The sequence below is a fragment of the uncultured Fibrobacter sp. genome (assembly GCF_947166265.1).
In the GTDB taxonomy this organism is placed as follows: Bacteria; Fibrobacterota; Fibrobacteria; order Fibrobacterales; family Fibrobacteraceae; genus Fibrobacter.
Map to the genome: position 1 here is coordinate 22,375 of NZ_CAMVDO010000007.1, position 12,339 is coordinate 34,713.

Genomic DNA, 12,339 nt, shown 5'->3' on the forward strand with positions numbered 1-12,339 from the left:
ATTAACGAGGAGTGGTTGACGCTTTCAGCGTCCGCGGCTGCACTCGGTCATAAAATCATGCAAGCATAATTTTGCGACACTCGTTTTGCACGCTTTTGCGAGAGCGAGCGCTCAGGGGACGTGCATCGTCCGATTGGGCGTGAGCGGTCTTTTGTGAGCAACAAAGCCCCTGGTATTAACCAGGGGCGGTTGCGAGAGGACTGGCTCCAGAGTAAGGATTTTGCTGGTTTTAGCCAGTCCGGTCGTTTAGTCTTCTTCGGCCGGGCGCTTGGAGAGCTGCTTACGCTTGATCGGGTCGAGCTCGGTCTTGCGGAGGCGGAGCACTTCCGGCGTGACTTCGATGCATTCGTCTTCGTTGATGAAGGTGACGCATTCTTCAAGGGTCAGGCGGCGGTACGGAGTCAGCTGGATCATGTCATCGGCGGACTTGGAACGCATGTTGGTAAGGTGCTTACCCTTGGTGACGTTCACGATGATATCGACGTCGCGGTTGTGTTCACCCACGATCATGCCCGGATAAACTTCGGCACCCGGTCCGATGATGAGGTAACCACGATCTTCGAGGTTGGAAAGTGCATAGCTTGCAGCTTCGCCCGGTTCCTTCGCAATGAGCACGCCGTTCACGCGGGCCGGAATTTCGCCCTTGTACGGTTCGTAGTCCTTGAAGATGGACTGGCTGACGGCATAACCCTTGGAAAGGGAAAGGAGCTTCGGACGGATACCGATAAGGCCACGGCTCGGAACGAGGTATTCGAGAGTGACGCGGTCATTTTCGTCGGTGGTCATGTTGACCATTTCGCCCTTACGGGTGTTGATTTCCTGGATGCAGGCGCCGCTGAATTCGTTCGGCACTTCGACCTTGAATTCTTCGATCGGTTCGAGGAGCTTGCCGTTTTCGTCGGTCTTGAAAATCACCTGCGGAGAACCGATGGTGAATTCATAGAGTTCACGACGCATGTTTTCGACGAGGATGGTCAAGTGGAGAATGCCACGGCCGGACACCTTGAAGGTGGAGGCGCCGTCGACCTTTTCGACGAGGAGGGCGGGGTCGGCCATGTGGGCGCGTTCCAGACGTTCCTGGAGCTGGTTACCCGTCATGAACTTTCCACCGTACTTACCGGCCAGGGGCGAGGTGTTCACGGTGAAGAGCATAGAGATGGTCGGCGGGTCAATGTGGATGCGGGGGAGGTGCACCGGATTGTTCGTCGAAGAAAGGGTATCACCGATGTCGAAGTTGTCGAGACCGGCGATCAAGATGATGTCGCCCGGACCGGCTTCTTCGATCGGCTGCGGAGTCAGGCCTTCGTAACGCAGAATCTTCTGGATACGGATGTTCTTCACCTTGCCGTCGCTCGTAGCCTGGGCAACGGTCATGTTCGGCTTGAAGGTACCCTGCTGCACGCGGCCCACGGCCAAGCGGCCGAGGAAGCCCGAGTATTCAAGCGATGCAATCTGCAGAAGCGGTTCGGCAGCCGGATCGCCCTTCGGGGCCGGGATGCGTTCGATAATCTTGTCCATCAAGATGTGGAAGTCGCCATCGGGGTCTTCCATTTCGGCCTTGCAGATACCCTTACGGCCAGAACCGAACACCTTGTCGAAGTCAAGCTGCTGTTCGTTGGCGTCGAGTTCGCAGAACAGGTCGAACACCTTGTCGAGTGCTCCGTGCGGATTGCAGCCGTCGCGGTCGATCTTGTTCACGACCACGATAGGGATAAGTCCCATTTCAAGGGCCTTCTGGGTCACGAAACGGGTCTGGGCCATGGGGCCTTCGAATGCGTCTACCACCAGGATAACGCCGTCCACCGTACCGAGAACGCGTTCCACCTGGCCACCGAAGTCGGCGTGCCCCGGGGTATCGACGATGTTCACGCGATAGCCCTTGTACATGACGCTCGTGTTCTTGGAGAGGATGGTGATGCCGCGTTCGCGTTCCAGGTTGTCACTGTCCATCACGCGTTCGTTGACTTCCTCGTTTTCGTGGAAGGTTCCGCACTGCTTGAGGAGTTGGTCCACCAGGGTAGTTTTACCGTGGTCAACGTGGGCGATAATGGCGACGTTTCTGATTTTAGATGTATCCATAATGGCTCTTTTGATTAGCGTTTATTTTTGGGCGCAAATTTAGAAATTATAACCGATTATGGCAATGTTTTTGCCTCAAGTTTACTATATTTGGGCTACTATGGCAAATGAATTCGACAATTTTGATGACGAAGAAATGGACGAGGCCGCCCTCGAAAAGTTTGAATCCGAGGAAACCCTTTCCCAGGCACCCCAGGTCCGCGATTATAGCGACCGCCGTATCCTGATTTGGGAAGAAGACGATTCTCACCGCGAAGCATGCCTTACCGTGTTGACCGACCTCCTGGTGGGTGCCACCATCAAGGCCGTAAAGACCGAAGCCGAAGCCCAGGAACAGCTCGAAAACGACGACTGGGACACGTTCGTTGTCGATTTCTATACCGAAGGCGTTTCTTCGAGCGATTTCATCAAGAGTGCGAACAACTATCCGGGTTCCATTCTGGTCGCCATCAATATGGGCCCCTTGACGCTCCCCGAAGAACGCGATCCGGTTCGTACGGAGCTTCTGCGCAGGCTGTTCGATGTCGAACGCGCCAATACGCAGATTCACGCCTAACGTCTGCAGTACCCTTGGGTATTAGAACCAGGAATTCGGTTTCGGCAGGTCTTTGATCTGTTATTTATTGTTGCTTGCCCCGGTGAAACGGGGCTTTTTTTATTGTTCAATAAATTTGAGGTTCAATTATACTGCGAAAAAGTGCTGCAAAAATAGCTTGAATATAATATTGACAAGGTTGTATATAAAAACTATTATTTCGCCCAAAAAATTCTGTATAAAAATTTTTACCTTATCTGGTTACGAAAAAACAGAGGATGTCTGATATGAAACTTCAATGTGTAAAGTTCTGTGCGCTCACCGCCCTGGCTACGTTTGGCTTCTGGGGGTGTGGCGATGATCTTGCCATGTCGGAAAATGCGGTTCAAACGTTTACCACGATTGAGTCCCTGACGGAACTCTGTACCGAAGATATCGATGGCACTATGGTCTTTGAGAAAAGTACGGCCACGATGTATGTGTGTGCGGATGAAGAATGGGTTGCCATGAAAAATACGGACGAGAACCCTGGCGAGGCTTATAGTAAGTATGTCATGGTGCGCTTCCCGGTGCAGACGTCCAAGGAAACGAATTCCGAAAACATCTACGACGAAATCTGGAAGAACTTCAAGGGTGGTGAAAATGCCGAACTTATCGTGATGAGCCTTGACGAAAACCTCACTCCGAACGGCAAGGTGTTCTTGCAGGACCTGTTTGCCTCTGCCAACAAATCCTTCGTGACGATTGAAGAAACGAACAATAAAACGGTGGAATACAAGATTGCCCGCCTAGAAGGTCGTATTGATATGACGGACTTGACGTCTCCGATTGTCAAGCTCCGCGTAAAGCTGAATCTGACCAATAACGTGCTCGGCGACGATGGTAAATTCGGTTCCAATGCAACGGATGTTATCTACAATGCCTATGTGGACTTGTCCGGCGAATCCGATACGGTTGTAATTGACTTCTTGACCGACTACAAGGCCGCCCGCGTAAAGAGCTTGATAGCCGACGGCAAAGGAAAAACGGACTTTGTAACTGCAAGTAAGCAGGCCAACCAGGAACTTGCCGATGCCCTCTACTTGGAGAAGGATGGCGAGGATGTATACCCGACATTTGAAACATACGTGCCGAATGAAATTGGCTTGGCCGAATACTTCAACAGCGTCGTCTGGGTGATGGCCCTCATTGACCAAAAGGACAAGACTCCGGGTTTTAACTCGGTCTATAACGCATTCCGCAATGTCTTTGCCGAAAATGGTGACTTCAACAAGGCAATCACGACGACATACGCTGGCGAAGATCGCAGCATGTTCTTTGTAGACTACCTCGCTTTGCTTATCGATGCGAACTTCTTCAAGTGGATCCAAATGCAGCATGGCGACTATACTGCTGAAACGAATGTCTGGAGTGGTACGGATGCCGTCTATTACAAGATTTTGCAGAATGGATTTGTGGAAGCCTATAAGCTTAAAGTCGAAGACGCAAAGGTTTTCAATGATCCGTTTGGCTATAGCAGCAAGGTGTATAAGTCTGATGTCGAAGGGGGATATTTCCGTTACTTTGAATATATCGAAAACGAAGAAGTTTGGTATCCTGTAACACTTTGGGCTGTAGGTGTTGCAACGGTGGAAAAAGTTTGCGATGCTGACGCTGTTAATTCGACCTTCTTCTATAGCTTTGAAGGTCTTGATGAAAATGCCATTTGTGTATGCGACAATGGTAAATGCTACTGGCTTGACACCAACGTATGCCTGGGCCGTAGTGAAGGCGATAAGGGATCGGCGTTCATTGACGGGGAAATTCAAGAGTATGAGTGTGTCAAAGAGAAATGTAATCTGTCTGATTCTACTGTTTGCAATAATCTTGGACTTGTGCCTGGCATTCCGAGCTCTTCGAACTCTGTTGCATCCTCTTCTAGCGCTGCAAGTGGCAAGACTCCGGAAGAACAGGCCAACAATCCGGAATCCAAGCTTTACCTCGGTGTGTGCAATGTCGACAACGCTGGCGAAGAAAAGCTGTTCGACATCAGGAATGCGGAACTAGCCACGGCAACGAGCAAAACAACCCTTGTATGTGATGGCTCCAAATGGAGAAAGAAAGATGGTCATGACGAGGAATATGGAATATGTACAAAAACCGTGATGAAAAAGGGAGTCGTCAAGGATGAAAATGGTTCCGCCTGGTACAAATGCGATTACCTTGATAAACAGGAAAAATACGAATGGATTGCTACTGATTGGCGTGACAAGGATTTAGAAAAGGCTTGCCATTATGGCAATGTCAATGAAAAAGTGGTTACTGAATCCGGTTATGAATATGTTTGTGAAGAAAATTCTGAATATACAGACAACGACGGTAACCATACCCATGAATGGCGTGAAACGACTGCTGATGAATATTGCGTGGGTGACCGCGTCAAGGCTACAGTGCAGAAGCTTGAAGACGAAGACCTCGGCGAATCGACCTTCAACGAAAAGTGTAGCTACCACGGTTCTACCTATGTGAGAAACAATACTGCTAGCGGGGCCAAGAAATGGGTGTACTACGGTGATTTCACCAACGAAAGCACAAAAAACAGCGTTTTCTTGTTCTTGAATGGTTATAAGGATAATGTAATTTACACTTGTAACGATTGGTACTGTGATTCTGTTTCTGTAGAAGTCGTGCAGGGTGCAATTGCCTCGAATATGCCAGAAGACGAAAAACAGAAATGGATTAATGTCCTTTGCAACTATGGCGATTACAAGCGTGCTAGTGGCTACGCCGACGGCATCGCCTTTGAAGTCGAAGTGCAACTCTCTGAAGCCGAAATTAAGAAGACTTATGTCGCAAGCGCTTCTAGAAATGATTGGCACGAACCTACCTTTGAGGATATCTATGGCAAATGCGACGAAGATAAGATGAAAAATCAAACCGAAGTAGCTGTTTACGAAGGAATAAAATACAAGTGTAACTACATTTCTGGAGCTTCTTCCAGCGGATACTCTTGGGTTAAAGCAAGCGATTTGGATGAAAACGCAACGCTTGGAATTTGCACGAGAAATCGAATGAAAGAAAAAGATGTCGCTATAGTCGGTAACGCATACTATGGATGTCTTTATAATAATAACGTAGAAGGAATCCCCGCAAGTTCTTCCTCCACAGATTGGCTAGAAATTGGTGAAAAAGAGTACCTTAACGCCAAGTTTGGTGATTGCGAAACCGATAGAGGTGATACTAAAAATATTACAGACATTAAGAGCGAAACCCTCAAGGACGGTGAAAGCCACAGTTTCAAGTGCTCTATAGCTAAAGAAGTCGAAAATGGTAATGGTAAGTGGGTTGACGCCTCCACAGACATTGCTCTCGACAAGATTTGCAACAGAGATAACGAAGATGCAACTGTTACCAAAGAAAGCGTAATCTATGTCTGTGCGTACAAGGATGAATCATCCATGTATCAGTGGATTACTTTTGATGAGTACTGCGAAACTAATGGTGAAAATTTGACTTACGGTGGGTATCATGACAATCCGCATAGTTCTTCTAGTATGTCTCACTGTGGCGAAAGTCATGAATGTCAAACGGAAACCGACAAGAAAATCTGCCATGCCGGTACCGAGTCTTTCGTCAAATTGGATAGCGTGTGGCAATCTGTGGCAGTATATTGCGATAATCATTCTACAGGTTCCGCCTGTGAATTTGTCAATCATGAAGGTAATATACACGAGTCTACTGTTAAGTATTACGAACAAACGGAATACTACGTAAAAACAGAACAAGGTTATAAGAAAGCAAAAACTGCAGAAGAATATTGCAGCAAAGCGTTTGGTCCGAATCATGAAGAGCTCTGCGTATTTGAATTTGATGTTTATTCTTATAGCGAAAGTTCCAGTGAATGGATTCTTTTCCGTGAAAACTAACCGACCCGTGGATAGAATTTGTACTAGAACATGAAAAAACTTACCCTTATACTTGCACTTGCGCAGGCGGCGGTATTATATGCTGCGGAATCTACCCGTTACAAGGACCGCATGTTCGAAGTTGAAAAAACTTCGGACGTGGTCTATGCAACGGGTGTTCCTCAGTTGAATAAACTTCACCAGTTGTCAATAACGTTCCTGGCCTTCGATCAGAATATTTATTTTTATCAAGATGAATCTTCGACGGAGAATGTTAACCTGAAAATGGATATATACACTCCGAAGGACGATAATCAGGTGAAGCGAGCTGCCGTTATCGTGGTTCACGGTGGGGCGATGATTGGGGGTGCGAAAGACAAGAATAGCAAGATTGTTGCTTACTGCGATTCTTTGGCCGCTCGAGGCTTTGTTGCGGCCTCCATTGATTACCGCCTTGGCGTTACGGTAACAGGAGAATTTTCGTTAAAAGGCTTGCTTAAAGGTAATACCTACAATCTGGCGGTAGACAGTGCCGATTATGCACGGGCTGTCTATCGTGGCGTTCAGGATGTCAATGCCGCAGTTCGTTACATGCGTGCGAATGCAGATAAACTCGGAATCGACTCGAACAGAATTTATCTCGTAGGCAACAGCACCGGTGCAATTCTTTCCTTCGAGAACATTTATGCCAACAGCAAGGACGATTTCTTTGATTACCTCGAATACGACGGTGTCCCGACTCTCGGCGATCTTAACGATTTCGGCGAGCAAGGCGTGAGTGCTCATGCCAACGGCGGCGTGTTCCTATGGGGAGGCGTTCACGATCCGAAAATTGTCGCGAACAATCGTATTCCAGTCTTGCTCGTCCATGGAGAAGAAGATTCGACCGTCTTGTTCAAGACGGGGCGCCCCTTGCAGAATTTTTCCCTGACGGGGACGGGTATTCCGAAGGCTTTTGCAAACAGGTTGCTGATCAACCTTGAAACTCCGACCCTGTACGGAAGCTTTGTCGTCGATTCTACACTGTCTGCAAGCAACGGCGAAAAGGCTAATCAAGAGACTTATTTCGTAGAAGGTCAAAAACACGAATTCTACGATAACTCGGATTATACGGATAACGTCAAGACGAAGGTGTTCGATTTTCTTTATAAGCTTGCGACCTCGAATAAGGTTATTTACGATTTCGGTGCGATAACGATTACCGAAGATAACAAGGGAATACGCCATGCCTCCGTTGACGGAGAATACAATGGCTCCGGTATCGTTTCGGTAGACCGGGAAATTCCGGTGAACGATGTCGTCCTGGAAAGGACCTTCAATACCAGCGGGTATTCTACGGTCGTGTTGCCTTTCAGTGTCAAGAGCGGCGATGTATCGGGCGCAAAGCAGTTCCTAGATTTCGTCGGCGTTGAACGCAATGCCAAGGGGAGATGGGTGGTGCAGATGATGCGCGTCTGGTGTGATGAAAAGACCGTGATCGACGATATCGAACAGATGAACATTAGCGATGAAGATAAGGAAATCGCCAAGGAAGGTTGCCGAAGTGTTTCCGGGGATGACATCGTCCTTTCCGCTTATAAGCCGTATTTTTTACAGATGCAAGGCACGGAACTCACTTTTAGCGGAGCCGTGACGTTTGAACCGTCGGCAAAAAAGGTTGAAACTGTTGTGGATGATTGGATTTTCCGTGGAACGCTGGCTCCGAGGCGGTGGACTGAAGGTGACGCCGAACTGGGCTATGCCTACGGATATTCTGCTATCAACAAGGACCGTGTTAAGATCGGCGATTTTGTAAAGGCAGGTAAAAACGCCTACATTAATGCGCTGCGCTGCTATTTGCTGTATAGCGTCCAAATAATTGACAATGTTCAAGACATGCGCTGGGCTCCCGTGCCGGTAACTGTGAACAATCTCCCGGAGAGCATGGAGGTCGTGATTGTCGACCGTGTTCACGACGAGGAAAAGACGACCGTCATTGGACGGATCGATACACGCACCGGAGAATTCACTGCGGTACCCAGTTATCGTGCTTTCGACCTTAAGGGGCGTTCCGTGGGCAAGGGACGTTCTGCGGCGGGAATGTACTTGAAGAAACGGGTTGCCTCTCCAAAATAACGAAGGGTAAAGGATTTTTATGAAAAAAGAGAATGCCAAGAAAAAGGCTTATGCCGCTCCCAAGATGCGTGTTGTAAAGTTAAAGTTCCAGGAAAAACTGTTGCAAGCGTCTTGCGAGGGTTCGGAATGCAACTTCCAGTAGTTCAGCTATTGTGAGGAAAGGCGTCTGCGTCTCACGACGCAAGGGACGCCTAAAAAATGAAATTTCTAAAATAGCCCGTTAATCGCCGGTAGCTACTTCGCCGGGAGTCGGCTTGCCGAGGTACCAGGCGGTGGAATCGAGGCGGTTTTCCCATTGCGCAAGATTGAGCTGCGTGCTGATGTTGTTCTTGGAACCTGCGCTGGGGATGACGTTCGCGTGTAACGAGTCCGTGTCTGTGGCGTAATACAGTGAATCGAGTGTAGCCCCGTCACACTTGAGTACGATGCTCCCCTTCGTATTGGTGATGTCGTTCCAGCTTTCTGTATTGATATGGTTGGGGGGAGTGATGTCCTTGGTGGCATCTCCGATGGCAATCGCCTGCTGCGGGGCGATTTCGCTGATAGTCAGGGGCAGGTAGCGGATGGAACCTGAACTGGTTGCCCCGATGGAACAGTCGTCCAGAATCAGGGTGTCGATACTTCCGTTGTAGATTTCAATAAATTCGTATTGCGAAGAGTCGCTCTTGGCGGCTGTCGTGTAGAATTCCGTAATCAGCAGGTCGTTTGCCCTGGGCTTGCGGTATCCGGCTTTCAGCGGAAGGGTGATTTCGACAAGGCGTTCGTTTGCTGGCGTTACAGACAGCGTTACCTGGCTGCGTAGCGAGTTCAGGGTCAGGTTCGGTACAGGGCTGTCTTCCGTGAGCAGGAACTTGTCGACGAGCTTATAGATTTCGTTCCCGTCCGAATTGAACAAGGTGATTTGCACGTCGTATTCCTTTCCCAGCTTGAGCATGCCGCTCTTGAATACAATGCCGCCGGTGGTTTCTTCCATCGGAATTTCGTAACGGGTCTTGCCGGATTCGAGAGTCATCAGGCCGCTTGCGATTCCGTTTTCGTTCTTGAGGCCGAGGGGAACATCGACAACGACAAAGCCTACAATCGGGTGCATCTGGATCGAAAGATTGGCGACAGACCCTGCCGAGAGCTTGGTTTCGAGTTCGCCGCGCTGCATGAGCGCCCCGTTCGCGTAAATCTTGGCGTCAAAGCGCCAGTTGTCGCTCGGGAAAAGGTCCATGTTGAAGTGGGGATTGTCGGCAGAGTGCACGTAATGAAGCGTGTCTGCTCCATAGCAGTCGAGTACAAGGCTGTCCAAGAGCGGTGGAGCGCTGTATTGCAGGCTGAGCGACACGTTCGTCATTTCGGAGTTGCTTTCGATGGCGTTGGTATCGCTTGATTCGTTTCCGCAGTTCCAGAGGGCGAATGCGCAGAGGATGCTTGCGGCGAGGGGTGCGTGTTTTTTCATATTAGGACTCATTTTGACCTCCATTGGTTGAGATGTCCTATATGTATACACGTATTTTTCAGGCCGCCACTTGGCTTTTTGCTTAATTTTTATAGTAAAATAATTTTTACTAATTAAATCTTTAGCGGCTTTTGTCCATTCTGCTTGCGGTTGCCCTGCAGCTTGGTGGCGCAGGACTTGTCCTGCCGAAGAATTTTGACTAGTGCACTGGGGGTGAGCCCGAATGCCGCAGCCGCAGCCTTGGTGTCACCATTTTTGGTGGCCATGATGTCGAAAACGTGGGCGACGAACAGCGGAAACAGCGCGTTGGATGGTTGCAAGTGTCCGTTGCTCCCCGGAAAGGGCATTTCCGGATTGGCAGGTGTCTCGCGAATTTGCAAAGCGAGGGCCATTTGCATTCGGTGCAGAGCATGCACCTTATTTTCGTGAGCCGATCTTCCTTCGCACGATTTGATTTCTAAATTGAATTCACGCAGGGTGAGTAAGACTCCCGTGTTGGTCTTGTTGCGGTGTTGGCCGCCTGGACCAGATCCCTGGAAACCCTTAAGGGTGCAGGCGCGGAGTAGCTCGTCCAGATTCATCTTTAAGTAGGTATCGCGATGCATATACTGAAAAATACAATTGTTTTGTCTCTTTTGTCGCTCATCCTTTCTGCGATGGTATGCTTGGGCGGGTGTGCCGGCTCATCGGAAAAGGGAACCTCGGAATCGGCCGAGGTCAAGAATGCGAAGTATCAGGACCGTGAGCAAGACAAGCAGACCATGCTCGAAAATATGTTCAGGAACTTTATGGCGGCCATTCGTGAAGATACTCCTGCCGAAGTCCTTTACTCCATGCTGACGGATTCGTCCGAGTACTGGCTCGATACCTTGGAGCGCCATGCCATGACTTATGGTCCTGAAGAATTGGATACATGCCAGTTCTACGAAGTCTATTCCATTTTGCTTTACCGCCTTTACGAGCGTGAACATCTGTGGCTTGTTCCCGAAGACCGAATGCTCTGGTTGTACCTTTCCAAGGCGGGAGTCATCCACAACTTTACCAAGCTGAAACTTGGACCGATGAAGGTGAAAAATGACCGCGGAAGCATTGGCCTTGCACAAAGCCCCGAAGTACCTATTATGATTTTTGAATGGGACGACAATGCCTGGAAATTGGATTTGACCGAAACGGTTCCCCTGATTACCAAGGGCATCGAGGCGACTGCGGTCAAGAAAAGCTGGAGTAACAAGAAACTCGCTCTTTACTGGCTTGATCGCGAATATCACTTGCAGTATTCGAGGCTTGACGATTCCCTCTGCGAACCGATCGGTTTCTAATCAAGTTAGCACTCACGATCTCCTATGAAATTTTTTAACGCCATTGTTTTTATTTTCGTTCTTGTTGCTTCCGTGTGGGCCGCGCCTTCCAAGACTTCGGGCGGTTATACGGCCGGTTCGGCAAAACTGCTTGGGGCGGTGGAATCCAAGTCGCCTTTTAGCGGAGACCGCCTGTTTTCGACGCTCGATTCCGTGGGGGGGACCGGCTCCTGGATGGAATGGGACGTGAACGGCGTCAAGGACCCGTCGCTGATGGGAATTCTGGATCCGATGCTCAAGAGCGCGAACAAGCCTGAAATGGTGTGGGTGATTGTAGAACGCACAAAGCCGCTCGTCGCCGTTCTTTTGCCCAAGGGCGCAGGTGAAGTCATCCTTTTTTACGAAGTGTCTAAATTTGACGCAAAAGTAGTTCCCTTGAAGGTAAATCCGGTGCTAAGTCCCGAGGTCGTTTTCCGCGATTATAGGCAGATCTCGGAAACAGAATATGTCCACCGCGATAAGGGTAATCTCAAGATTGTGCTTCTGAAAAACGGGATGCGTTTTTCGTACACCAAAAAAGATGAGCAACCCTTGCGTATTGAACCTGGGTATGCGACCAAGTCCATTGCCGAAAAGCGCACGATCTTGCGGGATTACGAGGACTATTTCAAGTATGAATATTCTCTTATGTTAAGGGCTTTTGTGCAGTCGACGCGAGGTGTCTTTAACTGGCAACCTTGGCACTGGTATATGCCTGAATGGAACTCTAAGTTTATGATGAAACGCGATGAACTGGAAGCGATTCTGACGAGTGGTCGTGTCCCTTCGATGTGGATTCTTTTCAAGGCGAAAACAGAACGTAACGAGTCCATTGTTCTGAGTACGAGTGGAAACGGCTATTGGGAAATGGAAATCAGCTGGTAGCTGGTAAATCGAGCCCGCTGAACCTTCCTTAAATGAAGGCTTGTCGCCTGCAATTTACTA

General features: G+C 49.1%; 9 protein-coding genes. 6 read left to right on the forward strand and 3 right to left on the reverse strand.

Annotated elements, in window-relative coordinates; translation table 11 throughout:
• Positions 1-246 precede the first annotated feature (246 nt).
• Positions 247-2,079: a translational GTPase TypA gene (gene typA, locus Q0W37_RS05275; protein ID WP_297699468.1), complete on the reverse strand. Its 1,833-nt coding sequence runs from the start codon at positions 2,077-2,079 to the stop codon at positions 247-249.
• 100 nt (positions 2,080-2,179) lie between these two features.
• On the opposite strand from typA, the gene Q0W37_RS05280 reads away from it, so the two are divergent.
• From Q0W37_RS05280 to Q0W37_RS05295, 4 genes are all read left to right on the forward strand, one after another.
• The gene (locus Q0W37_RS05280) at positions 2,180-2,635 is read left to right on the forward strand and encodes a hypothetical protein (protein WP_297699471.1); all 456 of its coding nucleotides are present in this window, start codon (positions 2,180-2,182) and stop codon (positions 2,633-2,635) included.
• A 266-nt stretch (positions 2,636-2,901) separates the two neighbouring features.
• Complete coding sequence (locus tag Q0W37_RS05285; protein ID WP_297699473.1) at positions 2,902-6,519, forward strand: hypothetical protein; 3,618 nt, start codon at positions 2,902-2,904, stop codon at positions 6,517-6,519.
• A 30-nt stretch (positions 6,520-6,549) separates the two neighbouring features.
• Positions 6,550-8,613 carry an alpha/beta hydrolase gene (locus Q0W37_RS05290; RefSeq protein ID WP_297699474.1) on the forward strand — a complete coding sequence of 688 codons (2,064 nt, stop codon included), beginning with the start codon at positions 6,550-6,552 and terminating at the stop codon, positions 8,611-8,613.
• Positions 8,614-8,632: 19 nt separating this feature from the next.
• On the forward strand, positions 8,633-8,755 hold the full coding sequence (locus tag Q0W37_RS05295; RefSeq protein WP_297699476.1) for a hypothetical protein: 123 nt from the start codon (positions 8,633-8,635) through the stop codon (positions 8,753-8,755).
• 78 nt (positions 8,756-8,833) lie between these two features.
• Here Q0W37_RS05295 and Q0W37_RS05300 read toward each other — a convergent pair whose 3' ends face one another.
• Positions 8,834-10,057, reverse strand: coding sequence for a lamin tail domain-containing protein (locus tag Q0W37_RS05300; protein WP_297699478.1), 1,224 nt, complete (start codon positions 10,055-10,057; stop codon positions 8,834-8,836).
• A gap of 113 nt (positions 10,058-10,170) precedes the next feature.
• Positions 10,171-10,662 (reverse strand): peptide chain release factor-like protein, encoded by a 492-nt coding sequence (locus tag Q0W37_RS05305; protein WP_297699480.1) that lies wholly within the window; start codon positions 10,660-10,662, stop codon positions 10,171-10,173.
• Between Q0W37_RS05305 and Q0W37_RS05310 the strand changes: the two genes are divergently transcribed.
• On the forward strand, positions 10,657-11,376 hold the full coding sequence (locus Q0W37_RS05310; RefSeq protein WP_297699482.1) for a hypothetical protein: 720 nt from the start codon (positions 10,657-10,659) through the stop codon (positions 11,374-11,376). The two genes, Q0W37_RS05305 and Q0W37_RS05310, sit on opposite strands and share 6 nt — an antisense overlap.
• A gap of 24 nt (positions 11,377-11,400) precedes the next feature.
• A complete protein-coding gene (locus tag Q0W37_RS05315) occupies positions 11,401-12,279 on the forward strand; it encodes a hypothetical protein (protein ID WP_297699484.1) in 879 nt (292 codons plus the stop codon).
• Positions 12,280-12,339: the final 60 nt, after the last annotated feature.